General features: G+C 45.8%; 27 protein-coding genes. 8 read left to right on the forward strand and 19 right to left on the reverse strand.

Going from position 1 to position 26,940, the window contains the following annotated elements; translation table 11 throughout:
• Window positions 1–39: 39 nt before the first annotated feature.
• Together ACFQ1X_RS00615 and ACFQ1X_RS00620 are read right to left on the reverse strand one after the other, a co-directional pair.
• A complete protein-coding gene (locus ACFQ1X_RS00615) occupies window positions 40–2,001 on the reverse strand; it encodes an iron ABC transporter permease (protein ID WP_144840627.1) in 1,962 nt (653 codons plus the stop codon).
• The gene (locus ACFQ1X_RS00620; protein ID WP_144840626.1) at window positions 2,001–2,978 is read right to left on the reverse strand and encodes an ABC transporter substrate-binding protein; all 978 of its coding nucleotides are present in this window, start codon (window positions 2,976–2,978) and stop codon (window positions 2,001–2,003) included. Before ACFQ1X_RS00620 ends, ACFQ1X_RS00615 begins: the two co-directional genes overlap by 1 nt.
• 192 nt (window positions 2,979–3,170) lie before the next feature.
• On the opposite strand from ACFQ1X_RS00620, the gene ACFQ1X_RS00625 reads away from it, so the two are divergent.
• The 3 genes from ACFQ1X_RS00625 (at window position 3,171) to ACFQ1X_RS00635 (ending at window position 5,558) form a co-directional block, all read left to right on the forward strand.
• Entirely contained in the window at window positions 3,171–3,995 is an 825-nt protein-coding gene (locus ACFQ1X_RS00625; protein WP_144840625.1) for an ABC transporter ATP-binding protein, read from the forward strand.
• Between the two features lies 1 nt (window position 3,996).
• Window positions 3,997–4,641: a hypothetical protein gene (locus ACFQ1X_RS00630; protein ID WP_144840624.1), complete on the forward strand. Its 645-nt coding sequence runs from the start codon at window positions 3,997–3,999 to the stop codon at window positions 4,639–4,641.
• Window positions 4,642–4,877: 236 nt separating this feature from the next.
• Window positions 4,878–5,558: an IucA/IucC family C-terminal-domain containing protein gene (locus ACFQ1X_RS00635; protein ID WP_144840623.1), complete on the forward strand. Its 681-nt coding sequence runs from the start codon at window positions 4,878–4,880 to the stop codon at window positions 5,556–5,558.
• 140 nt (window positions 5,559–5,698) lie between these two features.
• On the opposite strand, the gene ACFQ1X_RS00640 is transcribed toward ACFQ1X_RS00635, so the two are convergent.
• Window positions 5,699–6,571: a VLRF1 family aeRF1-type release factor gene (locus tag ACFQ1X_RS00640; protein WP_144840622.1), complete on the reverse strand. Its 873-nt coding sequence runs from the start codon at window positions 6,569–6,571 to the stop codon at window positions 5,699–5,701.
• 162 nt (window positions 6,572–6,733) lie between these two features.
• Between ACFQ1X_RS00640 and ACFQ1X_RS00645 the strand changes: the two genes are divergently transcribed.
• Window positions 6,734–7,042 carry a DUF3243 domain-containing protein gene (locus ACFQ1X_RS00645; protein WP_144840621.1) on the forward strand — a complete coding sequence of 103 codons (309 nt, stop codon included), beginning with the start codon at window positions 6,734–6,736 and terminating at the stop codon, window positions 7,040–7,042.
• Between the two features lie 93 nt (window positions 7,043–7,135).
• On the opposite strand, the gene ACFQ1X_RS00650 is transcribed toward ACFQ1X_RS00645, so the two are convergent.
• From ACFQ1X_RS00650 to ACFQ1X_RS00710, 13 genes are all read right to left on the reverse strand, one after another.
• Window positions 7,136–9,265 (reverse strand): ATP-dependent helicase, encoded by a 2,130-nt coding sequence (locus tag ACFQ1X_RS00650; RefSeq protein ID WP_144840620.1) that lies wholly within the window; start codon window positions 9,263–9,265, stop codon window positions 7,136–7,138.
• A gap of 225 nt (window positions 9,266–9,490) precedes the next feature.
• Complete coding sequence (locus ACFQ1X_RS00655) at window positions 9,491–10,006, reverse strand: general stress protein (RefSeq protein WP_379080918.1); 516 nt, start codon at window positions 10,004–10,006, stop codon at window positions 9,491–9,493.
• A 162-nt stretch (window positions 10,007–10,168) separates the two neighbouring features.
• Window positions 10,169–10,690, reverse strand: a complete 522-nt coding sequence (locus ACFQ1X_RS00660; protein ID WP_144840618.1) for a general stress protein — start codon at window positions 10,688–10,690, stop codon at window positions 10,169–10,171.
• Window positions 10,691–10,753: 63 nt separating this feature from the next.
• Window positions 10,754–10,954, reverse strand: coding sequence for a YwbE family protein (locus ACFQ1X_RS00665; RefSeq protein ID WP_144840617.1), 201 nt, complete (start codon window positions 10,952–10,954; stop codon window positions 10,754–10,756).
• Window positions 10,955–11,035: 81 nt separating this feature from the next.
• Window positions 11,036–11,443 (reverse strand): hypothetical protein, encoded by a 408-nt coding sequence (locus ACFQ1X_RS00670; protein WP_144840616.1) that lies wholly within the window; start codon window positions 11,441–11,443, stop codon window positions 11,036–11,038.
• A 90-nt stretch (window positions 11,444–11,533) separates the two neighbouring features.
• Window positions 11,534–12,637: a YsnF/AvaK domain-containing protein gene (locus ACFQ1X_RS00675; RefSeq protein ID WP_144840615.1), complete on the reverse strand. Its 1,104-nt coding sequence runs from the start codon at window positions 12,635–12,637 to the stop codon at window positions 11,534–11,536.
• Between the two features lie 296 nt (window positions 12,638–12,933).
• Entirely contained in the window at window positions 12,934–13,899 is a 966-nt protein-coding gene (locus tag ACFQ1X_RS00680; RefSeq protein ID WP_144840614.1) for a glutaminase, read from the reverse strand.
• 342 nt (window positions 13,900–14,241) lie between these two features.
• Window positions 14,242–14,844: an alpha/beta hydrolase gene (locus ACFQ1X_RS00685; RefSeq protein ID WP_144840613.1), complete on the reverse strand. Its 603-nt coding sequence runs from the start codon at window positions 14,842–14,844 to the stop codon at window positions 14,242–14,244.
• Between the two features lie 134 nt (window positions 14,845–14,978).
• Complete coding sequence (gene hslO / locus ACFQ1X_RS00690) at window positions 14,979–15,857, reverse strand: Hsp33 family molecular chaperone HslO (RefSeq protein ID WP_144840612.1); 879 nt, start codon at window positions 15,855–15,857, stop codon at window positions 14,979–14,981.
• 191 nt (window positions 15,858–16,048) lie between these two features.
• Window positions 16,049–16,582 carry a chromate transporter gene (locus ACFQ1X_RS00695; RefSeq protein ID WP_144840611.1) on the reverse strand — a complete coding sequence of 178 codons (534 nt, stop codon included), beginning with the start codon at window positions 16,580–16,582 and terminating at the stop codon, window positions 16,049–16,051.
• On the reverse strand, window positions 16,579–17,130 hold the full coding sequence (locus ACFQ1X_RS00700; RefSeq protein ID WP_144840610.1) for a chromate transporter: 552 nt from the start codon (window positions 17,128–17,130) through the stop codon (window positions 16,579–16,581). Before ACFQ1X_RS00700 ends, ACFQ1X_RS00695 begins: the two co-directional genes overlap by 4 nt.
• 34 nt (window positions 17,131–17,164) lie before the next feature.
• On the reverse strand, window positions 17,165–18,769 hold the full coding sequence (locus ACFQ1X_RS00705; RefSeq protein ID WP_144840609.1) for a gamma-glutamyltransferase family protein: 1,605 nt from the start codon (window positions 18,767–18,769) through the stop codon (window positions 17,165–17,167).
• 171 nt (window positions 18,770–18,940) lie between these two features.
• On the reverse strand, window positions 18,941–19,618 hold the full coding sequence (locus ACFQ1X_RS00710) for an SOS response-associated peptidase (protein ID WP_144840608.1): 678 nt from the start codon (window positions 19,616–19,618) through the stop codon (window positions 18,941–18,943).
• Window positions 19,619–19,928: 310 nt separating this feature from the next.
• Between ACFQ1X_RS00710 and ACFQ1X_RS00715 the strand changes: the two genes are divergently transcribed.
• Window positions 19,929–20,360 (forward strand): hypothetical protein, encoded by a 432-nt coding sequence (locus ACFQ1X_RS00715; RefSeq protein WP_144840607.1) that lies wholly within the window; start codon window positions 19,929–19,931, stop codon window positions 20,358–20,360.
• Window positions 20,361–20,486: 126 nt separating this feature from the next.
• Window positions 20,487–21,683, forward strand: a complete 1,197-nt coding sequence (locus ACFQ1X_RS00720; RefSeq protein ID WP_144840606.1) for an MFS transporter — start codon at window positions 20,487–20,489, stop codon at window positions 21,681–21,683.
• Window positions 21,684–21,705: 22 nt separating this feature from the next.
• Here the strand turns inward: ACFQ1X_RS00720 and ACFQ1X_RS00725 are convergent, their stop codons facing one another.
• From ACFQ1X_RS00725 to ACFQ1X_RS00735, 3 genes are all read right to left on the reverse strand, one after another.
• Window positions 21,706–23,352, reverse strand: a complete 1,647-nt coding sequence (locus tag ACFQ1X_RS00725; RefSeq protein WP_144840605.1) for an SLC13 family permease — start codon at window positions 23,350–23,352, stop codon at window positions 21,706–21,708.
• A gap of 153 nt (window positions 23,353–23,505) precedes the next feature.
• Window positions 23,506–23,697: a hypothetical protein gene (locus tag ACFQ1X_RS00730; protein WP_144840604.1), complete on the reverse strand. Its 192-nt coding sequence runs from the start codon at window positions 23,695–23,697 to the stop codon at window positions 23,506–23,508.
• 117 nt (window positions 23,698–23,814) lie between these two features.
• Complete coding sequence (locus ACFQ1X_RS00735) at window positions 23,815–24,294, reverse strand: metal-dependent hydrolase (protein WP_144840603.1); 480 nt, start codon at window positions 24,292–24,294, stop codon at window positions 23,815–23,817.
• Between the two features lie 89 nt (window positions 24,295–24,383).
• Between ACFQ1X_RS00735 and ACFQ1X_RS00740 the strand changes: the two genes are divergently transcribed.
• Both ACFQ1X_RS00740 and ACFQ1X_RS00745 read left to right on the forward strand, forming a co-directional pair.
• Window positions 24,384–25,034, forward strand: coding sequence for a YfbR-like 5'-deoxynucleotidase (locus ACFQ1X_RS00740; protein WP_144840602.1), 651 nt, complete (start codon window positions 24,384–24,386; stop codon window positions 25,032–25,034).
• Between the two features lie 552 nt (window positions 25,035–25,586).
• On the forward strand, window positions 25,587–26,903 hold the full coding sequence (locus ACFQ1X_RS00745) for a hemolysin family protein (RefSeq protein WP_379080932.1): 1,317 nt from the start codon (window positions 25,587–25,589) through the stop codon (window positions 26,901–26,903).
• Window positions 26,904–26,940: the final 37 nt, after the last annotated feature.

Consider the following 26,940-nt stretch of genomic DNA (forward strand, 5'->3'; position numbering starts at 1 on the left):
AAGCTGTAAAAAGGCCTGCCAAGTTGGCAGGCCTTTTTACTATTTCATTTTCTTCAATAGATAAAGCAAATAAGGCGTGCCGATTAAGGCGACGATGAGTCCACTCGGAATATCATTCGGCGCAATCAGGATACGGCCGATGAAATCGGCTGTTACGAGCAGCAGTCCGCCGATCAGGCCGGATGACAGCATCAGCGGCAAATGACGGAAACCGACGAGACGCCTTGCGATATGCGGAGCTACCAGACCAATAAAGCCGATGGTGCCGACGATGGAAACGGCGGCAGTCGAAATCGCCACACCGACAACAAGCGCCCAAACGCGTGTCGAGCGTATATTCAGTCCGAGCCCTCCAGCAACATCATCTCCGAAAGTCAAAGTGTCAAGACTGCGGGTGATGTAAACGGCCGGCCAGATAAATAATGCAAACAGGATCAATGCCAGTTGGACATCGTCCCATCCTTTCGCGTACGTGCTGCCGGACAACCAGACGAGCGCGCTTGCCACAGCCAATTTCGCTTTGACGACCAGAATTTGTGTAGCAGCTGAACCGAAAGCGGAAATGGCGATTCCCATCAAAGCGACGAGCATCGGCTGAAAATTGTTTTTCCATGCGGTCAGCAGAATGATGCCGAGCGCAAGTGAAGCACCGAAAGTTGCACCCAGCGGCAGAAATGCTGGGGGAATCGCCGGGAATACAACTAACAGCAGCAGCGCGCCTGCGCCTCCCATCGAGGTCACACCCAGCACACTGGCATCAGCCAGTGGGTTTCTCAAGACCCCTTGCAGAATAACGCCGGTAATTGCCAGCATGACGCCGACAATGAATGCCGTCAAAACACGTGGTACACGGAAATCCCAGACAACTGCAGACAGCCAGTTAAAATTCCAGCTGAGGCCGTTGTAACTGAAAGCCAAAGTGCTCACAACGAGGATGGATCCCACTAAAATAGGGACAATCATCTTCAAACGGACCGGCTTTGGGGTGCCTCCCATTTGCCGTTCGCCGCGCTTCATTGATTTAGCCGTTTTCCATGCAAGATACAAGAGCCACGGGCCGCCGATCAGCGCTGTCATTGCGCCGGCCGGGACTTCCTGGCCAGGCTGCACCAATCGTCCAAGCACATCCGCTCCGATCAGCATGACGCTGCCCCACAAAAATGCATGGATCAGAATTTGAAGATGTCCGCGAATTCCCATCATGCGCACGATATGCGGCGCCATCAATCCGATAAAACCAATTGGTCCGACGACACTGACCGTTGTCGCAGCCAAAACGATTGCCGTTCCCCATGCCGCCAGTTTTACCAATCGGACATTCTGCCCCAGAGATGAAGCGATGTCTTCGCCGAGTGACAGGATATCCATCGGTTTAGCGAGTAATAACACCGCAGCAAAAGTGACAAAAATCACCGGAGCTGCAAATTGTACGCCCGTCCAATTCAATTGGACCAAAGTACCGGAGCCCCAAAGGAAAAGTCCGCTTGTTTCATTTTCAAAAAGCAATTGCATCGTGCCGGTCATCGACGAGAACAGCAGCGCGATGATCATGCCCGTAAGAGCGACGCGTACGGGGTCCATCTGCTTTCCTGCAAGCACTACGACAAGCAGAGATGAAACGACCGCACCCAATAAAGCTGTAGCAAAAGGAAAACCGCCGACAAAGCCCGGGAAAAAGATGGTGCTGAGCACAACGAAAAAGAACGCTCCGGCATTGATGCCGAGTGTCCCCGGCGAAGCTAAAGGATTATTTGTTAACGTCTGCAGAACCGCACCCGAAACCGCCAGTGCGCCACCAGCCAAAATACCGACGGCCAAGCGCGGCAAGCGCAAGCTGACGACAATATCCTGAATCCGGCCCTCTCCCCAAACACCGGAAAGCAATTCAGAAATGGAATAATCCGCCTGCCCTTGCGTGAGATGAATCAGTGATAGCGCAAAAAGCAGGAAAAAGCCCCCTGTCAAAGAGACAAAGGACTTGGCTTTCAGTTTGCCGTGCATTAGTTATTCACCATTACATCTGTAATTTGGTTCATCAACGTTTCAGCCGATAGAGGACCCCCGTACAGCCAAGTATCCGGCCCTAAATCATAGGTGCGGCCTTCCTGGACGAAATTCAGATTTTCCCAGACAGCATTTCCTGCAAGCTGGTTTTCGTAGATATTGTCTTCATCCGGAACGGTATACAAATAATTGGCATCTTCGTATTGCACCAGGCCTTCCACATTGAATGTGCTTGAACCGTATAATTCGAACTGGTCCGGTTCGTGGACATTATTCAAGCCAATACGATCAAGAATGATGGAAGCCATCGAGTTCGGTGTGAAAACCCGAATTTCAGGAGCTTGTGGACCGGAATACGCAAGAGTCAGGATCACATCATTCGTTTCAAGATCGGCAGCTTCGATTGCAGCCGCGCTTTCTTCATATTCTGCTTCCAAATCAGCAAGCACCTGATCGGCCTCTTCTGTTCTGTCTACAGCTTTGGCGATTTCCAGAAATGTCGTTTCCATCTCCTGATACAAATCGATGCTCTCATCTTCAGGATACGGATTGAAAATGACGGTTGGGGCAATGCGCTCCAAATCGGCCAGCATTGCTGTATGACGGAAATCGACGCCGATAATCAGATCCGGATCGATTTCTGCAATCTGTTCCAGATTCGGCTCCTGGCGCCCGCCGACATCAATGACTGTTTCATCCAATTGCGGTTCGATATTGACATAATCGTCGTAAGACTCAATATCAGCCATACCGGCAGGCTGGATCCCTACTGCCAATAAATCTTCGGCATAAGTCCATTCCAGCACGACGACTTTTTGAGCCGGCTGGTCCAATGTAACTTCCCCATTCGTTCCTTCTATTGTAACCGGGTCTCCCCCGTTTTCAGTTTCAGTTGTTGTATCTTCTTCTCCCGCCGAACATGCCGAAAGTAAGAGCATCATCGCAGCCGATAAGAATACTGTCCATTTTTTCATGTTGTGACCTCCAAAGTTATTTGATAATCGTTCTCAATACGTTTTTAGTTTAGGACTTTCTGTCACATTTGTAAAGGAAAAGTTGAAAAAATAATGAAAATCATTCTCACTTATCATTTATTTATGATATAGTATGTTTATTGAGAAATCCTATCAGTTAGATTTATGGCTAAGATGTGGAGGAATTGAACGATGACTATGGCTGTCAAAACCAATGACTTATCAATTGGATACAATGATAAACTTCTATTTGAAAATTTGAACCTTTCGATACCCAAAGGTGAGATTTCCGTTTTTGTGGGAAGCAACGGCTGCGGCAAATCGACGCTTTTACGCTCGATTGCCCGTCTGTTGAAACCGCAGGAAGGTTCAATTTTACTCGAAGGCAAGGAAGTTCATAAAATGTCTTCACGGGAAGTTGCCAAAAAGATGGGCATTCTTCCACAATCCCCGGTTTCTCCGGAAGGACTGACGGTTCACGATCTGGTCAAGCAAGGCCGGTATCCTCACCAGTCATGGCTGAAACGCTGGACGGAAGAAGACACTGAAAAAGTGGAAGCTGCGATGAAGGCTACCCGCGTCGATGAATTCCGCGACAAGCCTGTAGATGAACTTTCCGGCGGCCAGCGCCAGCGCGCATGGATCGCGATGACGCTTGCCCAGGACACAGAAGTCATCCTTCTTGACGAGCCAACCACATTCCTGGATATGACCCATCAAATCGAGATTTTGGATTTATTGTTCGAATTAAATGAAATGCATGGCCGCACCATCATCATGGTCCTCCATGACCTGAACCTTGCATCCCGCTATGCCCATAACATCATCGCCATAAAAGACGGCGAAGTGTTCGGCCAGGGGACTCCCGAAAATATCATCAGCTGCGATTTAGTCCGTTCTGTTTTCGGAATGGAATGCCAGGTTTCGAAAGATCCGCTTTTCGGCACACCACATTGCGTTCCTTTCGGCAGAGGCCGCTGCATCGTTCCCGAAATCCGTGAAGCGCTGGGATCCTGATATGGAAGAACTAGAGCTCTTCCAGGTAAAAGTCCGAAATGATGCTCACGGGTTCATGAATATGAAAGAAGCCATGACTACACGCTTTCCCGATCTAATGAAAGAAATTATGCTCGCATCCGGAGCACCAAATGAAGCCGTAGCAACGTCGATCTTCATGAGACGCTTTGGCTTTTTTGTGACTGCCCAGCTCTATTTGGTGGTCCATGGAAAAATGTGGGATGGTACGTTGGATGAAGTTTATTTGGAAAACACTGACGGCACTATCAGCTTCACGATTCATGAGCGTTTTATCCGCGACCGTCAAGATGGTGATCTGGAAGCTGTATTGAAAAATTATGCTCTTCCGGCGGTTGAAGCATTCCGCCAGGCAGGACATGTTTCCAAAATTATCCTATGGGAGAATCTATGGGGCTATATCATCTGGATGTACGGCATGCAGGCCAGTGAGCAAGCTCAAAAGGATACCGAATCCCTGCTGGTTGATGAGTTCTGGCAGCCTGAAATGAGGAAATCCTATTTCCTCCAGTTTTTGAAAGGCCGCAGCTTTGAAGAAGCAAAAGCTGACTACAAACGGGTCACGTGCTGCTTGTATAAAGAATTGCCGGAAACCGATAAATGCCCTTATTGTCCATTGGCAAAATGAAAAGCTCCGCAGAAGCGGAGCTTTTTTCTGTTTATGTATGGGTGTGATTTGATTATAGAATGCTTGTGAGTGTGATCATAGAAGACTTTTTTCACTCATAGTCCAGCAAAGATGTTTCTAAGGTTAATTATTCAGCAATTCCAGAGGGTGGCTCAATCTAAAGCAAACCTCATTTCGCACTTTGCAATTCTTCCTTCCTTTCAGTAGCATAGGAACAAAAAGGAGTACGGTTTCCCATGTCATTTCCCAATCAATTAAAAATCGCTTTGGCTTCACAGTCTGTGGCTGTCGACCGTCCGCTTGCGAACCCTTTATCTGTTGATGTCAGATCAAGGATTGAAGAATTGAAAAACTGGAGCGGTTCGCAGAATGATGGTGTAGCAGTATCTTATTTTTTCCGGCAATATGCTTTATTCGTAACTGCCCAGTTTCAATTGCTTACTCACCAAAACGGCTACTTCGAATGCCCTGTGGAGGACTTGAACTTTAATCGTGTACATAATTACGGATATAACTTACTGGAAACCCATATTTCCTCTGCCCATTTCAAAGAGATTGACGCGAATGAAAGGTTTTCAGCTTTCCATTATATTTTGCACACTCAGATTGCAGAGCTGATCGAAGCTTTCAAAGAACATGTGAAAATATCTCCTATTATTTTATGGGAGAATATTCTCGGTTCGTTGCTATGGTTTTACGCTAATCTGGAACAGCGTGATCCGAGGCGGACCGCCGAAGATTTGGAGTGGCTAATGGATGATGCCAATTGGGTTTCTATGAGAAAATCCGAGATGTCACGGCTGCTCGGAGAGACTTCGCTGCAAAGGGCCGTGGCAGGACCTTTGAGAAAAACTTGCTGCCTTTATAAAGAGCTGCCGCATTTTGACACGTGCACATTTTGTCCGCAACCTAATTAATGGTTGAATTCCAGATTCTTCTTTTTCAAATGATTTATCAGCGGTTTTCTTCAGTTTATCAGCGATTTTTCATGGTTTATCAGCGATTCTTTGTTTCAGACTCCATAAAAAAGCCTCAGCAAGGTGCTGAGGCTTTTTCGTTATTTCTCAAAGACTTCATGCAGAATATTGCCGGGAGCGCTGTTGATCAGGTTTTTGTAAACACAGCTTTCCGGTTTTTTCGGAAGAGATTTAGCAAAAGACTTCGCATGTTCAGGATCTCCGACAACATGGATTTCTTCCCATTTACGCTCTTTTTTTAATTTCTCGATTTTGCCACCCATGTCTTTATAGAAACGTTCGAGATTCTCCTTCAGTCGATGATCGAGTTCGTCTGTCGGACTTCCACCGCCACTGCCTCCAATTACGGGGCTGTTGCCACCGGCAGCACCGCCGCCCACTGAGCCTGCCCCCGGTGATGAAGAACGGCCCTGGACTCGTCCGGAACTTCGGACACCCTTTTGCTCAGTCCAAACTTCAAGGCCCGAATCGAATTCATAGAATTTTTCTTCGTTGATGATTCCCATCGATGTATCGAGGATGCGGATTCCCTTCAGGCTTGGTAAAACCACGCCTGCATAAGGATAAGCCTTGTACATATACCGCAACTGATCCAGTACCGGCTCAGTTTCCCAATGGAAATTTGTTTTAACTGGCACCTGTACATAATGCACCGACCATAGATCTTTATGCGGAGATGCAAAAATAACGACACCCTTTTGGAGGTCGTCCTTATTGTCATTTATTTCTCTTTCCACTTTTTTCTTTAGTTTTTTAAAGGCTTCGATTTCCTTTTCATCATGCGAAGCTTCCAGATATTCTTCCATTCTTTTAAGGCCGTTTTTCAGGTGAATCTGCCAAGCACCATTTTGCGCATTCAAATCTGCGGGATTCGTGTTCAGGTAGACACTTAAAACGCAGCGATCGTCACATTTGAAATTTTTTAACTCCTGAATTTCATCATATAATGTCATGCATTCATCATCCTCCCTATTTCCATGCTTGTTAACTGAATACCCCAACACTTTTGTTTTAAACTGGCATTTTTTTAAATTTAAAATTTTCCAAAAGTTTATCTTTCGGGCCAGGTGGTAAACAGAGATTAGTTACAAAAATTCAAAGGAGTGTGTTAAAGAATGGAAAACGTAAACAAAAAAGTTGATGAAAAACTGAAGAATTTCGACGATGAGAAGAAAGAGGATATACTGGCGAATTTCAATCAATTCAAACAATATTTAAACGATAAAGTTGAAATCGGTGAAAAAATGGGCCTAAGCGATGAGCGCCTGGCTCAAATCACTGAAAAAGTTGCAGACTACCTTTCAAAAAATGAAGAGCCTAAAAACCGTGAAGAGCATCTTCTTCAGGAGCTATGGAAAGTGGGCGAAAAAGAAGAGCGTCATATGTTGGCGCACATGTTATTGCGTATGGTGCAAAAAGAATAGGATAGTTTGTAGAAATAACAAAAAGGGCATCGTCAAAACCGATGCCCTTTTTGGTTTGTATTCTTCTTATATTAACACCCCAGAGCAATCCTTTTAGTCGTGCACCAACTCCAGCAATTTATAGCTGAGGCAAATGTCGATCATCAGATCTTTTCTTTCTTTTGCGAACTGGATTGAAATCCGCTCATGGTCCCGTTCCACTATTTCTCCGACGCCGAAAACCCGGTGACGCACTTTGGCCCCTTCGAACAGAACTTCCTGATCATTCACGGCATTCGGATTGATCGGTACTTTAACTTTTACCGGGGTACTCGCAATCGCCCGCTTTGGTGCCCGCTGGACCTTTTCCGGCAGGATAATATCATTCACTTCATCAATGAACCGCGAACCGCTGCCATAGCTGATCAATTCCAGATGACTTTTCGCTCTCGTCATGCCCACGTAAAAGAGTCGACGCGCTTCTTCCAATGTGTCCGGCTTTTCAGCATCTTCTTCTGTAGGAATGATGCCTTCCACCAGGTCGATCAGATAAACGCGTTCAAATTCGAGGCCTTTTGCGCTGTGAAATGTGGATAAAGTCAACATATCGTCCGTTTTTTCAGCTTTTGCCTGCTGGGTCACTGTCTCCAGTTCCTTCAGCCGTTTTGCAAATTCCATCATCGACGAAAGAGGCTCAGCAATCTGTTCAAGCGTCACCAGAATCTGAGAAAGGTATTGGAGGCGCATGCCAAATTTTTCTGCCCGGCTTGCCAACATTTGATCATAACCAAGATCTGCGCGGATGGTGCGGATAACCTTCAACGGTTTCATTGTACGCATGGCTTCAAACCATTTTTTCTGTTCGGCAATGATTTTCAATTGGTAATCTTTCATCGTAACGTTCCTCGGAATTTCATCCAATGCATGCGTGGTGCCCGGTTTCATGCGGCTGAGAAAACGCAATTGGCTGCCCGCCCAATAGGCATTCGTCTTGGAGGCAATTTTCGAATAGATATCCACCCGTTCCGGTTTTAAGCTGAAACGCATAAAATTCAGCATGTCCTCCACAATCCAGTGAGAGAAGAATCGGTTATCCGCATCTTTCATATAAAAAGGGATACCGAGACGGTCAAGCTCACTCATCAACAGTGTGGAAGACGAATTGTTGCGGTAAAGGATGGCCACGTTACCGAACTCGTCCAACTGCGTCAATTCCTTCATCAAGTATTTCAATTGCGCATCCTCTGAGGACAGGCGCTTCAGGATGATTGGTGCTCCCTCGTCCTGTTTGGTGAACATATTTTTGTCATGCCGTTTTTTATTGGCTTTGATGAACAGATTCGAAGCATTGACGATTGTTCCCGATGAGCGGTAATTCCGTTCCATTTTCATAATATAGGCGTCCGGGTAAACGTCTTTGAATTTCAATAAATAAGTCGGTTCAGCAGCCCGCCATGTGTAGATGGACTGGTCATCATCTGCTACTACACAAAGATTCTGATGCTGTTCCACCAGTTTTTCTACTATTGAGTGCTGAACCAGTGAAGTATCCTGGCTTTCGTCAGTCATGACGTAATCCCATTTGGTTTGATACTTCGCAAGCAGTACAGCATCCTTTTCCAGTGCTTCATTCGCCAGAGTCAGCATATCGTCAAAATCGACTAAACGGATATCGTGGTTTTCTTTGAATGCCTCGTACGTTTTCAGAATTTCTGCCGCTCCTGTAAACGGTTCTTTCAAACCGGACCAGCGTTCTCTTGGCAGCATCTTGTTTTTGACAAAGCTGATGAAGGACATCAATTCATCCAATTGATCTTCAGTCGCAGGTTCGTCGTTTTCTGTCTGATACATCTCTTTCAGCAATTTCTTTTTATGGTAACCATTTGTTTCACTGCCTTCGATCATCATATAGTTGGAATCCGCCAAATATTCTCTCGTAATACGGAAGGCCAGGCTATGGATTGTGGAAAAATCCACTGGCGGCAGTTCGGGGAAAAAGCGTTTGAAACGTTCACGCATATCATTGGCGGAGGCTTTACTGAAGGTAATCGCCTTGATCCGGTGGGGAGCCACTTTCAGCTCTTCAATCAGATAGCCTGTGCGCATGATCATCGTCGTGGTCTTTCCTGAACCCGGACATGCAAGAAGAAGCAACGGGCCTTCGGTGCGTTCCACTGCTTTTCGCTGGATCTTATTCAATTCCACACCCAACTGCTGTTTCTTCCGTTCAAAAAAATCAATCATGTCGTATTCCTCCGAATTTTTCAGTACTGTTATTCTAACACAAAGGAAAAGCGGAAGTGCCTGTCCAACTCTGAAAGGCATAAGGCAGACCAGCGAAGTGGCGCTCTTTGCTACGCAGTTGGGGTGACTTATGACCCGAAGAGTTAGGCACTGGAGTCTAGACAAAAAAAGGACCCCGCTTAATGGATCCTTTTACACGTTTTTGATTATATTTTTACTGTAACATTAACTACCAGCGTTGTTCCCGCGGCTTGAATTGCCATCTTCATAATGGCGGGGATCCAGTTCGACCGTTTCTTCCTGTTCGGCAGCATCTTGGAGTGAATTTTCCGATTGTTCCTTTCTGTTCTGCAGTTCGGTCTTTTCTTTTTCACCCAGTTTAAACGAATCTCCACCGACTTCATCAAAGCGTGCTTCATAGTCTTTATTGACATAAAGCAGCAAGCGGCCATTTTCGAGATCTTTGTAATAGTTATTTATTTGCTGCTGGGTAAGCTGCATATTTTCAAATGCAAATTCGATTTGTTTATTTCCAGTCAAAAATGCAGTGAAACTGTCCATCCAATTGCCCTGCTCGGCGTAAGAGTCAATATTCGTTTCACCCTGGATCATGGATAACTGATCGTCTTCCTGGGTCATTATATACATATCGCTTTCAGAATAGCCCTCGTCCTTCAACTTTTCAATTTGCTGCAATACTTCCTCTTGCGTTCTGTAAGTATCTATAAAGTGCTTCTCCACCTGTATCACTCCTAAAAGCTTTACTTTATCTTACCCTTGCTGAAAGCACATAAAACTTTGCACGAAGAGTCGGAAAGATTGCATGAACGAGCTATCCCTTCTCCGATATCGGATTTTCATTTCTGAATATTTTAGAAATCCAATCTGGTTCCCATATTTCTCTTACTCTTTTTTTCTGCTGGAATGTTTTCTGAGAGGCAAAGCATGGAATGGCGGAAAGGTATCGTAATGATTGCTGTCGATACTTATTTCATCTTCTTTACTGGATAGTTTTGAGGAAAAAGTCTTTTCAACAGGCAAAAACCCTATTGACTGCTCCTCCTTTTTGACTTCCTGCAAGAACGGTTCACCTTGATAACCTTTGTCCGTTTTATTGCAAAAAAGCAGAATCTTGCCTTCCAGGAGTTCAAGGTAATAAAAAGCAGATTCTCTTGTTTCGTCAGTCATTCCGCTGAAATTAAGAGGAAGCGGGCCGCCTTTAAAGAATGTGCCGATCCGCCCCATTCCTTTTCCTTCTGCTGTATGGTATTCAACGTCTGTTCGTGTCCGGATTTTAATCAATTGCTCATTGGAACGCGCGATTACATACATATCGTTATCCTTAAAGCCTTTTGTTTTCAGCACTTCGATTTTGCGGAGAACCTCCCGCTCGTCTTCGTAGCTCTCGATGAAATGACATTCCATCTTCTCCACTCCACTCTATTGGGCTACTCTTGTATTCCAAACCGGGATACCGCAAACTCGCTGTTATTTCGAATTCAAAATTTCACAGACACGGCCGACCTGGCCATCTTCCAGTCGGACTTTGATGCCGTGTGGATGTGTCGCTGAATTGGTCAGAAGATCCTTCACAATGCCAGAAGTTTTCTTGCCACTGCGCTGGTCCTGCTTCAAAATCACGTTCACTGCCATCCCCGGTTTAATATCGTTTCTCTTTTTTCCGTCCAAAAAAATCACGCCTTTCTTTTCTCTATCATACTCTTTTTTTGAAAATGAAAAAAGGCGGGAATCACCCCGCCTCAGAAAACATCATTTTTGTCCATTACTGTCTTTTCTGCGAGTCCGGTCTGCAGCGTTTTGCGCCAAATGCTCTGTTGAATCACTCATACTTCTGTCAGCATCCGGCACATCATTGATAGCGGGGTCTGCTGGCGGCACATCCGATTCCGCCTGATCGTTTGCCGGCAGCCCTTGTTCAGAAACATCGATGCTTGAAAGGTCATCCATGACTGAGTCGGTTGTGCGAACATTTTCTGTGTCTGCATCTCCTGTGCTCACGTTTCCATCGGAATCCATGCTGAAAGGAATGTCCTGTTTGTTTCTTTCAGCTGGTTTTTTCTGCTTCTCCCGGGTATTGTCTTTCGGATCACCATATGCAGCGCCCGAATTAAATCCTTTTTCCTGCGCGTTATTATTGTTGTTCTTTTTATCAGTCATACAATACTCCTCCAAACCCTTTACAGGCAGAAATAAAATCCGGTGGCCAAAAGAAAAAGACGGAAGGTCTCCGTCTTTTCTCGTGGTTATTTAGAAGCGGTCACGTTCATCACGTTTCCGTCTTCTTTCTTCATCCGTTAAATTAACATCTTCATCAATATCGGCCTCTTCGCGGCGCACCGTGTCACGCACTGTTTCAGTGTCCTCGACTTTCCGTTTGCCGACAACGATTTCCTCACTGACTACATCGTTTTTGGAAACATTGATGCGCTCCTCGGAGATAGGAACATTGATATTCTCATTTTCATTGAACCCTTTGTCACGTGTATCTGTCGAGTCTCCATCAACCGGACGGCGCTCTACATAGACTTCATCACGTTCCACTGGAACATCAACCGAACGCTCTTCTTCGACTACGTGCTTATCAACGTTGACTTCTCCTGTCTTAACTTGCTCTTTGTCGACATTCAGGCGTTCTTCGTGAAGACGCAATTTTTCTTCGTCCGTAGTATCTCTGCCCAATGTGGAATCAGTATAATCGTCTTTGTCGCGTCCACGATCATAGTCACGATCTTTCGTGTCAGGTGATCCAAGACCAAATCCTGTACCGCTGTCGCGTCCGACCCCTGCAGTTTCATTTCCTGTTAGACCTTGGTCCATGGCCTGGCCTTCACCGAGTGCGCCATCTCTTCTATTATAATGCTCATCATTTTCTTCATTTGTGTCCACAGTCAGTCCATCACGTGCCACTGTACCGGATTCCACATATCCCGGAGATGTCGGATCTGTGACGTCAGATTCTGTGCCCGTGCCTGTTCTGCCGTATGTCTGGTTGTCATATGGTGCTTTCCCTTCATAGGAAGCTCCAAATTCACGGTCTACGAACAAGAGGATCTTACCGTTTTGAACTTCGTTATAATATCGGTCTGATTCATCTTTATCAATATCCATCCCTGAGAATGCTTCACGAGTGGAATCATCGCCAGACAGGAAGCCCATGAATTTATCCATCCAATTGCCTTCTGAAGATTTGTAATCTACATCCGTTCTTCCGCGGACCATTGAAATCTGATCTTTGTCACGTGCCATAACATACATATCTTCTTCTCTGGAGCCTGTTGCTTTCAGTTCTTCAATCTTTGCCAGTACTTCTGATTCCGAGTCGAACGTTCCCATAAATTTATTGTTGGCCATTTTATATTCCTCCAATTTTTATGTTTCTGCTGATAAGATGTGTCTATGTTAAATTTACCCTCATGAATCATCCTGAAACCTAAATTGACTTCAATAGTTCTTTTGGCTTATTTTTGAATCTTCAACTTATTCCCCGTTTACAGTGTTCATCTGATTTGAGTGCCGTAAACTCATCACCAGTGAATTTTACATGTCTGTTGTTCTCTGGTTGAGGTTAGATGACAACAGCTGAAATTGAATTTCAAATATTTTACAAAATAAAAAATCACAGGCTCAAAGTGAACCTGTGGTTTCCATTAAAATATACTTAAATCCCATTCTTTTGATATTTGGCGCAGCATCATCGTGCCCGCCGCACTATTACCCTGAACATCTATAGCAGGGCCATAGACGCCGATTCCTGCGCCAGCGCGGAATTCATATGTCTGCGAATGGAGTTTTGGCGGAACGGCTGCCATAATGCCACCGGACACGCCACTTTTTGCTGGAATGCCTACATGGGCTGCGAAATTACCCGAAGAATTGTACATGCCGCAAGTCACCATGAGGACTTTTGCCACTTGGGCAATCTCTTCCGAGAAATGTTTTACTTTTGTAATCGGATTATAGCCATCGTAAGCAATGATCAATCCGATCAATGCCAGATCTTTGGTCGAAACTTTGATGGAGCATTGGCGTATGTATATATCCAATGCTTCTTCCACTTCAATTTCGAGGAATTTGGCTTCTTTCAAATAATACGCCAATGCCCGGTTACGGTGTGAGGCCTTCCATTCCGAGTCATAAACTTCCCGGTTCATTTCAAGCGGATGCCCAACAAGTTCTTCCAGGAAATGCAAAAGGTACTCGTATTTCTTCTGGCTCGTCTGTCCGGGCAGCAATGCGGATATTGTAATCGCTCCCGCATTAATGAAAGGATTGAATGGTTTGTTTGGCCGGTGGATTTCGAAGGGAATAATCGAGTTGAATGCTTCTCCGGTCGGTTCCACATCCACTCTTTCCAATACAAAATCCAAACCATAATGGCAACTTAAGGCGATAAATGTAAGAGCTTTTGAAATGCTTTGCAAAGTAAATTCGATATCCGTATCTCCTGCGCAATAATAATGCCCTTCTTCATCGAGCATGCAGATGCCCAATTTGCTCGGATCCGCTTTCCCGAGTTCAGGTATATACTGCGCTGTCGTGCCCAGAATAACGTGTCCTCTGTTTTCTTCAATCCATTTTTCGAGCTGCTGCTGAATCTTTGGATTTGTTTGCACAAGATCCCTCCTTTATTTTTCACTGTGTTTTTATTGTGCCTGAAAAGGGGCTGAAATGCCACGAAAAGCGACAGCGCCCGTTCAGCTCTGAAAGGCATAAGACGGATCAGCAGAGTGGCGTCTTTTGCCACGGCAGCTGAGCTGGCTTATGACCCGAAGAGCTGGGCCGCTGGAGTCTGGACAGAGAAAAGCGACAGCGCCCGTTCAGCTCTGAAAGGCATAAGACGGATCAGCAGAGTGGCGTCTTTTGCCACGGCAGCTGAGCTGGCTTATGACCCGAAGAGCTGGGCCGCTGGAGTCTGGACAAAAAATCCCCCCACAGGCTGCAGGAGGATAGTTTCCCTAAATTTTGCTGTACCAAACTTTGGCCGCTTCGACTTCAGGCATTGTCAGCTGATGCCCCTGGTTCTCCCAATGAAGTTCGACTTTGGCGCCCGCATCTGCCAGCAGCTTTTTAAGATCTTCTGATTCCTGAGCTGGACAAATTGGATCATTCGTCCCGGCTGCAATAAAAACTGGTGTGCCATTCAATGACGGTAAGTCGGCGTCGCGATCAGGCACCATTGGGTGATGGAGAATTGCTGCCTTCAATGAACCCTCGAAGCTGAACAGCAGATTGGCAGCAATATTCGCCCCGTTCGAATAACCTACTGCAACAACGTTTGACCGGTCAAAACCGTATTGTTGCGCTGAGTCAGCGATAAATTGATGCAACTCTTCCGTTCGCAGTTTCAGATCTGCCATGTCAAAAACACCTTCGGACAATCGTTTGAAAAATCTTGGCATGCCGTTTTCGGAAACATTTCCCCGGACACTCAAGACAGAAGCTTCCGGATCGATATGTGCCGCGAGCGGCATCAAATCATTCTCAGTTCCACCCGTTCCGTGCAGCAGAAGCAATACCGGTTTTTGAGGATTCGTTCCAGCTTTAAAAATGTGTTTCATAGAAATAGCCTCCTGTACTTTTTAATCTTTTATCCAATTCCTTTCTTAAGGGTAAATGAAACTTATCTCGAATTCAAGATATTTGTTTCCATTAAAATGCCACCCGCCATGTTTATTGACGGGCGGCTTTAAAATTACTTGGCCTGTTCCAGAAGATCTTCCAGGTTTTCTTTTGAGAAATGATATTTTTCATTGCAGAAATGGCATTCCGCTTCCGCCTGGCCATCGGTTTCGATCATATCCGTGATTTCCTCTGTCCCCAGACTGGCAATAACATTCGATAATCGATCGCGTGAACATTGGCAATTAAATGTCACCGGCATATCAGCCAGAATCTGCACATTTTCTTTTCCGAGCACTTCATGAAGAATGTCTTCGGGGGTCATGCCCTCGCTGATCATTTTGGAAATTGTCGGGATCGCCGACAATCGTTCTTCAATCGCAGTGATGATCGTTTCGGGAGTACCCGGCATCAATTGGATGATAAATCCACCCGAGGCCAGAATCGAATTATCCGGATTAACGATTACGCCAACTCCGACCGATGACGGGACCTGTTCGGAAGTAACGATATAATGTGTGAAATCTTCTCCGATTTCACCGGATACTATGGGTACCTGGCCCGTAAACGGCTGAAGCATTCCAATATCTTTGGACACGGAAAAAGTGCCGTCCGTACCCACTGCTCTCCGTACATCAAGTTTACCGATTTCATTCAGATCAAAATGGGTCTGCGGGTTGGAAACATAGCCCCTCACTTCGCCTTTGGCATTAGCGTCTACGAGAATATTGCCGATTGGCCCGCCGCCATTGATCCTGATGGTCAGTTTTTCTTCGCCTTTCATCATGGCGCCCATCATAACACTCGCTGTCATGGAACGGCCCAGTGCTGCTGAAGCGGTAGGCCATGTGTAATGCCGACGCTGGGCTTCACCTACTGTGTCAGTCGTTTTTGCTGCATATGCACGAACCTGGCCGTCAAAAGCCAGGGCTTTTATCAAATAATCTCCCATTGTTTCTCCCTCTCTTATAAAGCATTCTACCGGAAAATTCCAGCGGCTTTTTTGTATCCCAGTCAAATATTGCAACATTAAGGTTCAACTTTATTCAGATTAAAACCTCTGCAAATAAAAGTAAATAAATCTGCCTGCTGCAGATTAACGGCCAATTTAAAAGCCACCCGCTGAAGCGGATGGCTGGAATGTTAAAAGAACCCGGTAAGCGCTCCATATAGAAGAGCCATCAGAATTACATAGGCCGGATGCATTTTCCGGATTTCGAGCAGCCAATAGCTGATGACTATCAGCACAATTGTCTGGACGCTGCCTGAAGCCTCATAAGAAGTCATGAAGAATTGAAGAGCCATGACGCCAAGTAAAACAGCTATCACAGGCCGTATCATTTTGGTGATGTTCTTCACTTTCGGTGAATCCTTATATTTCAAAAGAGTGACCATCAGCCCGATCATTAAAATCAGCGAAGGTGCTACCGAAGCGAAAAGCGCTATAACTGACCCCAAAATGCCGCCTTCCGTGTAACCGATATAGCCGGCCATCTTCGTCGCAACCGGCCCAGGCAAAGCATTGCCAAGTGCCAGCACTTCACCGAATTCCTGTGTCGACATCCAGCCATAGCGGTCCACCACTTCTTTTTCCACCAAAGGTATAGAGGCTGGTCCGCCGCCGTAGCCCAGAATTCCCGGAATAAAGAAAGCCAGAAAAATTTGCCAATAAATCATTCGGCTTCCCCCTCTTTCTTAAAGGGCAGGAATACAAGCACCAGTATCACGATGATCAGGATTGCCGGATGTACCCCCAGTATTTCCATCAATACTACAGAAATCCCTGTATAAATTACAGCTCTCACCCACCCGAGGGAATCTCCGGATTTTTTCAGGAAATCCAGCGTCAGTATAGCAAGCATTACACCGACTACCGGGACGACAGCGTCCGACATGCCTTCTACCCAGGCGAGATCTTTGTATTGCTGCAGAATTCCAAGAAAAATAATCATCAGGACCACGGTCGGCACCACTGAAGCCAACAAAGCCACCAGACAGCCGACGATGCCGTTCACCCGATACCCGATATAGCCTGCCATTTTTGTCGCCAGCGGTCCTGGCATCGTATTGGCCATCGCCAGTGTGTCACCGAATTCGTCACTTGTCATCCATTTGTATTTTTTTACAGCTTCTTGCTCAAACAGCGGAATTGCTGAAGGGCCTCCGCCAAAACCCAACATGCCGATGCGAAAAAAAGCAGCAAACAAATCGGTATTCTCTTTCATAAACAGGACCCTCCTTCCCCTCTATTTATAATTTTTACCAAGCTGCAATGGTTCCGTCCGTTCGGGATTCAGTGCCGCCGGACAATACGCCGGTTTCAGGATTGCGCCAAATGACCTGGCCGCGTCCGAAACTGCCGCCGTCTGTCGCAGTTTGAATTGCATGCCCTTTTCGGGTTAACGCCTGAGCGAGATAATTCGGGAATTCCGGTTCCAGCAAAACGGTTTTCCCTTCCATCCATTGCCACCTTGGGGCATCCAATGCCGCCTGCGGATTAAGCAGGTAGTCGATGGTATTGGTCACAACCTGAAAATGTCCCTGTGGCTGCATATATCCGCCCATGACGCCAAAAGGTCCAACTGCCTTGCCGTCTTTTGTAAGGAAGCCCGGAATGATCGTGTGGAAAGTCTTTTTGCCTCCGCGCAGCACATTCGGATGGTTTTCATCCAATGAAAAATCCGCCCCGCGGTTCTGCATGCCGATGCCGGTTCCTGGAATAACGATGCCGGAACCGAAGCCCATATAATTGCTTTGGATATACGAAATCATATTGCCTTCCTCATCCGCGGCAGCCAAATAGACCGTTCCGCCTTTCGGCAAATCATATGGAGCAGGATCGGAAGCTGTTTCCCCAATAGTTCCAGCGCGCTTTTCAGCATATTCTTCAGACAGCAAATGTTCAGTCTTCACAGGCATCGCCTGTGGCTCGGTGATGAATTCCTTGCCGTCAGTAAATGCCAATTTCATCGCTTCGATCTGCTCGTGCAGCGTTTGGGCAGAATGCCATTTCGGCTCTTTCATTTTCTTAAAGATATTCAGGGCCATCAATGCCACCAAGCCCTGTCCGTTCGGCGGTATCTCCCATACATCGTAGCCTTTATAATGTGCAGAAATCGGTTCCACCCATTCAGGCTGATAGGCAGCAAGATCCTCTTTCGTGAGGAATCCGCCATGTTCCTTCATATATGTATCAATTTTCTCAGCAATTGCCCCTTCGTAAAACGAGCGGGCGTCGGTTTCGCCAATTTCCTTCAGAGTTGCTGCATGTCCAGGTGAAGACCACATTTCCCCGATTTCGGGTGCCTTGCCTTCAGGCGCGAATGTATCGAACCATGCCTGATATTCTGCAGTGGTGAAAGTTTTCTCAAACTTGGCGTAAGCTGATTTCCAATACTTCCCGAGAATAGGCGTCAGAGGATAGCCTTCTTCCGCATAACGGATTGCCGGCTTCAGCGTTTCAGCCAATGACAGCTTTCCGAATTTCTTCGATAATTCTGCCCATGCTGCAGGAACTCCCGGAACAGTAATCGGTATGACGCCATGAACCGGCATCTTTTCATGCCCCAAAGCTTTTACCGCTTCAACAGAAATGCTTTCCGGTGCCGGCCCTGAACTGTTCAAGCCATGAAGTTTGTCTTTAATCCATACGAGTGCGAATGCGTCCCCGCCAATGCCGTTGGATGTCGGCTCGACGACTGTCAATGCAGCTGCCGTTGCGATTGCCGCATCGATCGCATTGCCGCCTTTTTGCATAATTTCAAGTCCTGCCTGTGCTGCAAGCGGCTGCGAAGTCGCAACCATCCCTTTTTTCGAAAATACAGTATGTCTCTTAGAAGCAAACGGATGATTTAAGTAGTCCATAATTATTCCTCCAGTTCTGAATGTAATTCTGTTTTGAAAACCACCAATACCAGCTGGGTGATTAATTGTATGCAAAAATTTATTTCGTCTCTCTCAATAGTAGCATATTCCCCAAAAAAACAAGAGGACCGCCTTCCAGGCCCTCTTTCCGTTGTTATATTCCGGATAAATTCAACTTATTCTCCGGATGAGTTCGGGATTGTTATTTTTGGGTGAATTGACTTCATCAGATACTTGATACGCTTCCAGTTCGCCATCATCAAAAGGCTCCAATAAGCTTTGAAGCAAATCGATGTCCTGGACATTTGGATCCAACCAGATCTTTTCAGCTTCCTTCGATAAAATTACCGGCATGCGATCGTGGATTGATGCCATCAGTTTATTCGGCTTAGTGGTCAGTACGGTGCAACTGTGGATCGTTTCGCCCTCAGGCGATGTCCAGGATTCCCAGAGGCCTGCAAACGCGAAAGGCTCGCCTGATTTCATCCGGATCAGCATCGGTGTTTTACCGTTTTCCTCTTTTCTCCATTCATAAAAGGAATCGGCCACTACGAGGCAGCGCTTCTTTTTAAAGGCATTTCGGTAACTCGGTTTCTCAGCAGCTGTTTCGGCCCGGGCATTGATCATCTTATAGCCAATTTTCGCTTCTTTTGCCCACGGCGGGATCAATCCCCACTGCAGTTTTCCGAGACGGTTTTTTTGGCCGTCACTGACAATTGCAGCCACTTGCTGGGAGGGAGCTATATTATAGCTTGGTTCGTATTCATCTTCGCCAAACGAATCCTCCTCGATGTCGAAACGTTCCAATATCACTTTATAGTCGGCATACAATGCAAATCTTCCGCACATATCTACCACCCTTTCCCAGTAATTGTATCTTTCTTTCAAAAAATTAACAGACACCCTCTGCCTGACTGGATGCGAAATCCCTTCCGACTGCATTGAAAATTCCATAATTATTTATTCCCTATTCCACGGGTTTATGCACATTTCCAGCAAAATAACAGAAATACAATAAATAAATTCCAATAATTTTACATTAACTGTTAATTTTATGTTTATTATTTCTTGATTCCTTTTAATATGAAGTCTTCTAAACCCTTTCCTTAGGAAAGAGTGTTATAATAATAATACATTGATTTCTGTAAGGAGGAATAACATGGCTACTGCACGAGAAATGAGTTTGGTCAATAAAGATTTCCTGGTAGAAGAACTCGGGCTGAAGCAACAGGGCAATTCGGCTGTATTTACAAATGAGGATACATTTGTATTGTCACCGTCTGTTCAGCGATATGAAAAAGGATTTGATATCAGTGATTTCACTCTTGCGAAATACGATCCTGAAAAACATCAAGGATTTCTGATTGTCCGCTATATGGACACTTTCCTGATGGCCAAGCTTGAAAGTTTCATTGGCAAGATGATGCCTCCTGAGCTAAAGATCACGAAGAAAAACACGAAACCACATTGGAAATTCACTGTAGCCGAAAATCCGGCTTACCATATTGTCAACACGCAGAACAAAGAATTGCGCTACCGTTTACAGGAACCATCCAAAAAGCAGATTCTTTCATACTTCAATAAAATATAAACAAAACTCCCGCAATTTTTTAAGATTGCGGGAGTTTTTTGTCGAATGAAGCGAACACACAATTGTTTAATTTTTCCTGATAAATGATAGAATGAAATTCATCGATAGACGAACGGAAGTGAAGGTATGCAAACTTACAAATACACAACTAAAGATCGTGAGTTTTGGAAAATCATCATCAGTCTGCTCCTGGCTTCCCTTTTTATATTTGCAAACCTTTACGCCATTCAGCCGCTTCTTCCCGTTTTTGTTGAAGAATTTCAAATCTCGGTTTCTGTATCCAGCTTGGCAATGTCTTTGACCATAATCGGTCTGATCATCGGTTTAATCGTCCTCGGTTTTTTTTCAGACCGCAACGGCAGGAGATCGTACATCACCTATTCCCTCCTCGGATCGGCCATTCCTTTTTTCATCACCCCGTTGACTGAGTCGTTCACTGTTTTCTTAATACTACGATTCATCCAGGGATTCGCCCTTGCAGGAGTGCCAGCCGCCGCCCTGGCTTACATCAGCGAAGAGATAGACCGGAAAAACGTTGCCTATGCAACGGCTTTATATATATCCAGCAATGCACTGGGCGGCATGCTAGGACGCGTATTAAGCGGTTTTTTGACAGATACTTTTTCCTGGCAGACAACCTTTTATATTTTCGCCGGGATTGGCCTGATCCTTTTCGCCGGTGTTTGGAAACTCCTTCCCCGCTCCCGCCATTTTACAGCGAGCAACGTGAATTTTGCTAAGGACATTTCAGGATTTCTCATTCATTTGAAAAACCCGGTTCTGCAGGTAGTTTTCGGCCTCGGGGTTGTGCTGCAAATTTCGTTTACAGGGGTTTGGACTTACCTGCCTTTCTATTTGCAGGCGCACCCGTTCGATATGTCACTACAGTCTATTTCGTATCTGTTCTTTGCATATAGCATCGGCGTAATCGGTTCTCCGATTGCCGGCAAAGCGGCGGAGAGTTTCGGCTTGGAGAAAGTCAGGTTGCTCGGCGTCCTCTTCCTATCGCTCGGAACCTTTATGACGCTAAGCCCTTATTTATGGCTGATTGTTATTGGCCTGTGCCTGACATGTTTCGGTTTCTTCGCTGCCCACTCATTGACGGCCGCTTCAGTCGGCCAGGAAGCGACACATCACAAAGGCAGCGCCTCCAGCCTTTATCTGGTTTCTTATTACATCGGCGTCGCGCTCGGCAGCTCGTTCTTGAGCCCCCTCTGGATTTCTGGCGGGTGGAGCGGCCTGATCTTATTCACCGCTTTATTACCTATTATTTATTTCCTGATTCTTACCCTATTCAAAAAGAAAACCGGATCAGCCGCTTGAGGCTGATCCGGTTTTTCTGATTTTATTCGATAAACTGCTCAGGGATGGACATCAAGTCAATGCCCCAAACGAGCGGCAGGAAGTAGTAGACGGCCAACGCGACAAAGAAAATGCCGAAAATATTAAGCGCAAGTCCTGCTTTTGCCATATCGGCAATCCGCAGGTACCCGGATCCGAAGACCACCGCATTCGGTGGAGTCGCGACCGGAAGCATGAATGCGCAGGATGCTGCAACTGCCGCCGTTACCAACAGTGCATATGGATGGACACCAAGCGCCACAGCAAGTGATGCCATGATTGGGAACATCATCGACGCTGTTGCCGTGTTGGAAGTGATTTCTGTCAGGAACAGCACGAGTGCTGCAACAGCCAGAACAACTAGCAGTACAGAAACTCCTTGCAATCCTGTCAGCTGGCTGCCGATCCAATCAGACAAGCCGGAATTTGTAAATCCTGCCGCTATGGCGAGTCCTCCACCAAACAGCAACAGGATGCCCCATGGCAATTTCACAGCAGTCGCCCAGTCGAGCAAATTATCACCTTTTTTATTTTTCGATGGAATAATAAATAGAATCAGTGCTGCAATCAAGCCGACCATTGCATCTGTCACTTCAAGGTCCGGTGCAAAGGCGTCCAGTACGAACGAGCGGCTGATCCAAGCAAGAGCAACCAGAACAAAAACTGTAAACACAGCTTTTTCTTCATATGAAGGTGTGCCGAGCTTCGTTTTTTCTTCACGAATTACTGCACTTCCGCCAGGTAATTTTTTCAATTTCTGCGGGTATGCCACTTTTATCAAATAGAACCACGCTATAAAGATAAATGTCCAAGCCAACGGAACACCAAACAGCATCCACTGGGCAAACGTAATTTCAATGCCATAAATTTCATTGACAGCACCTGCAAGCAGTGTGTTCGGTGGTGTGCCGATCAATGTTGCGATTCCGCCAAGCGAAGCGGAATAGGCGATACCCAGCATCAGCGCTTTACCGAACCCGAAGTTTTCCTTCGACGTGTCGATGGATGGATCATCTTTCAGTGCATCGGACACCTGGTAGATGATTGCCAAACCAATCGGCACCATCATCATGGCGGTCGCCGTATTGGAAATCCACATCGACAAGAAGCCGGTGGCAACCATAAAGCCTAAAATGATTCGCTCCGTATTTGTTCCGATAAGCGAAATGATGGTTAAAGCGATCCGACGGTGCAAATTCCATTTTTCCATTGTCAAGGCAATCATGAAGCCGCCCATAAACAGGAAGATGGTATCGTTTCCGTAAGCTGAAGTGGTCGCTCCAATCTCCAGACCGTTTGTTATTGGAAATAGAATGATGGGCAAAAGTGAAGTGGCCGGAATTGGAATCGCTTCAGTGATCCACCATGTCGCAATCCAGATTGTGCTTGCCAAAATTCCTTTTGCTTCCGGAGGCAGACCGTCAGGATTAAAAAACAACAGCGTCAGCACAAACAGCAGCGGCCCCAAAAACAAACCGATCAATTGCGGGGTATTATAGCTTCTATTCTTATATCGTTCATCATATGTACCCGCATCTTCCGCGCGGTCCCGGTCATCTGGAATCTGAGAACCCGGCTTAGCAAAAAAGCGAAGCATGTCTTTTGCCTGGTCATGCTTGTCCCACATCCAGTTCCATGTTGAGTTAATCATTTTCTTCCTCCATTTCCAATTCAAATTCAACTTGCAGAATAGTCTAACGACTTCTATTATAACTTTATCCCTATTTTAAACAAGAAACAAGCTATTATCCTTTATTTTACAAAATCAAAAGCTCCCGCAATAATAAATGCGGAAGCTTTTGATTTATTCTTTTTCATTTTCACGGATAGGAGTCTTTTCATCTCCAATGCCGGTATTGCTGTGCGCTCCTTCTTTTCGGAGTTGTTCCCCGTCACGCTTTTCGGAATTTTTTCCGCCAAAACTTCCATGTTTCTGGCCGCCACGCCTTGTGCTTTTGTTCTCTTGCTCCCGGTCGGAAAATTCCTGTTTGCTCATGGATGTCCCTCCTAAAAGATTGTCTTGTACGTTCTATTCCCCAATCACTCCAAAGAAAACACCCGAATGGGCTGCCTCAAAGAAGTCCCTACTTCGTTGGACAATCTATCTATTTGGTCAATAAACGAAATCAAAAGCCGAATAGCCGAAATAGACGGAGAGCAGTGAAAGCAGCGCAAAAATCATATGCTCAGCTGTGCCACCCGTTTTTGTTGTAACCGGAAACCGGACTCTCATCTTAAAAGGGAACAATAATTTTATGCCGTTTTTAGTCGCCATATCCAATAATAGATGGCTGCCCATTCCTACCAGTAAACCGGCTGCAAGCGCCTCATTGGGCAGGAAGGTGAAAAAAAGAAATGCTGCCATCGCTAAAAAGAGCAGACTGTGCGTGAATGTCCGGTGGCCGAAAACTGCGTTGATGATTTTTGATAAGGATGGAAACGTCCGGCCGATTTTACTGCCGCCGTGGCAAATATCCGGTATCAATGCTCCGACTGCTCCTGCTCCGAGCAGGATGATCGGTTCGTAATTCGTAATTTGTGCGAATGCAAGACTTGCTGCTACGCCGCCAATGATGTGTGTTTTTCCAGTCATGCTGATTCCCCTTCTGCTGTGTCCTCTTTTATTATACGGAAAAAAGGGTATGGTGGAGATATAGAATTATAGAAAAAGGAGTTTTGGATATGGGAATTCATACATTTTTCACCTCATTAAACGATTTGGAGCGTATCATCCGGGCTCCCGGAAGATTTAAGTTCGAAGAACATAATGTAGCTGCCCATTCCTGGAAGGTCAGCCAATACGCCATGTTCTTTGCAACGATTGAAGAACGAGCCGGTCGTGATATCGATTGGAAATCACTTTATGAAAAAACAATCAACCACGATTTCGCGGAAGTCTTTATCGGCGATATCAAAACACCGGTCAAGCATTCCTCACCCGAACTGAAGGAAATGATCGCCAAGGTCGAAGAAGGTATGATGGAAAAATTCATCATCCGGGAAATCCCTCAAGAATTTCAGCAGGTCTTTTTCGACCGCATGAAAGAAGGTAAAGACGAAACAATTGAGGGTCGCCTGCTTGAACTCGCTGACAAGCTGGACCAATTCTATGAATCTTTCAATGAAATGAAGAGGGGCAATGCAGATCCGGAATTCGGAAAAATGTACCGCATCGCATTAACGAAACTGCTCAATATCCCGCTTGAAGCAAGTGTCGGCTATTTCAAGAATATTCTCCTCGAAGACGTGATTAATGAAGACAGTGTCATTGACGTCAAAGAGATTACCTTGCAGGTTCTCGAGCGCCATAAGCATTCGCCATATATTTCCTAATCACCTTGTGGTAAATTAGTTATTATATATGTTGAACTTATTATCCTAAAGAACCGATATTCCGCAAAACAGCTTCGAAGGCATTAGCCGACGCCTGCAAGGATAATGCCTTTGCGACGAAGTGCGTAGCACTGCAACGGTTTTCTTGTCTCGAAGCTAGCGAAGCGATGCAGAGACAGGAGCACGATTATTATTTTTGCTCCTGCATCGCTGCGCTGCTTCGTCGCAAAGAGTCGGCCGAACTACCTTCGGCCAACTCTTCGCTGTTTTGCTCCATATCTCAGATACTCTCACAGCTTAAGCCACTCTCCCAGCGCCGGCGCGGCTCAGGAGCAGGCGAATGCCGACGGAGCAATAAGACGAGTAGTCTTCTCGGCTTATTGCGGGAGGCAAGGTGCGCCAAACGAAGATGGCGCCTCCTTTGCGACGAGCTTGCGCAGGAGCATAATCTTTGCTCTGTCCATAGCGCCGAAGCGTTATATTTATGCTGATTCTTTAATTCAACTTATATCAAATCAACCCGGAGGTGAATCCCTTAGTCAAGGGAATTTATTGGACCCCATACTTTTAGTGAATGCAGCGTTATTCGTTTTATTAATTTTATTTACAGCTATTTTTGTCGGAGCGGAATTTGCATTAGTGAAAGTCCGCATGTCCCGCATCGATCAGTTGATCGAAGAAGGAAATAAGCGAGCCGGACTTGTCAAAAAGATCCTCAGCGACCTCGATTATTACCTGTCCGCCTGTCAGCTGGGCATCACAATGACTGCGCTTGGACTGGGCTGGCTCGGCAAACCGGCCGTTGAGCAGCTCATCCTTCCATTTTTCAGGGATTTCGGTTTGACGAATTCATCGGCTTTGGTGATTTCTTTCATTCTTGCATTTTCGCTGGTAACTTTCCTGCACGTTGTGATTGGTGAAATGACGCCAAAGTCTCTCGCCCTGCATTCGGCTGAACGTATGACACTTGCGCTTTCTCCTGTTCTGTACGTGTTTGGAAAACTTATGTCTCCTTTTATTTTCATCATGACGGGTACGTCGCGGTTGCTGCTGCGCGTTTTCGGCGTACAGCCTTCTCAGGCCGAACAGGGCCACTCGGAAGAAGAATTGAAAATCATCATGGCTCAAAGCTTTCAAAGCGGAGAAATCAATCAGGCGGAGTTATCCTATATGCAGAACATCTTCGCTTTTGACGAACGCAGCGCTAAAGATGTCATGGTGCCGCGGACACAAATGATCGCTTTTCCCGATTCCCTTACTTCGAAGGAATTGTTGGAGGAAATCCGGGAACACCGATTTACACGGTATCCGATCGCCCGTGATGGTGACAAAGACGATCTTGTCGGTTTCATCAATGCCAAGGAAATCCTTACCCATTATGCGGTGAATGGGTCAGTCCAAATGACGGATCTGATCCATAGTCTGCCTTATTTTCATGAGACCACCCCTCTTCAGACAGCCTTGGTAAAAATGCAGAAAGACCGTACCCATATTGCACTGGTGATTGATGAATATGGCGGTACGTCCGGGTTGATCACAATGGAAGATATTCTCGAAGAAATTGTCGGTGAGATCCGGGATGAATTTGATGAAGATGAAGAAGCGGATATTATTAAAGTAAACGAACAACGTTATTTATTGAACGGCAGGGTACTTTTAAAAGATCTGGAGGAGCGCTTTGGCCTGGAGTTCGATGACAGCGAAGATATCGATACGATTGCCGGTTGGATTCAGCATCAATTGATAGAAGCTGAAATCGGGAGCAAATTTAAAAATAATGGTATCCGCTGGTCCATTCTGGAAATGGAAAACCACCACATCCTGAAAATCTCTCTCGATATACTGGATGAACAGACAGCAGGAAAATAGTGAACAGAGGCAGAAAGGAGCCACTCTCCTTTCTGCC

This window comes from Metaplanococcus flavidus (assembly GCF_042675885.1).
Taxonomy (GTDB): domain Bacteria; phylum Bacillota; class Bacilli; order Bacillales_A; family Planococcaceae; genus Planococcus; species Planococcus flavidus.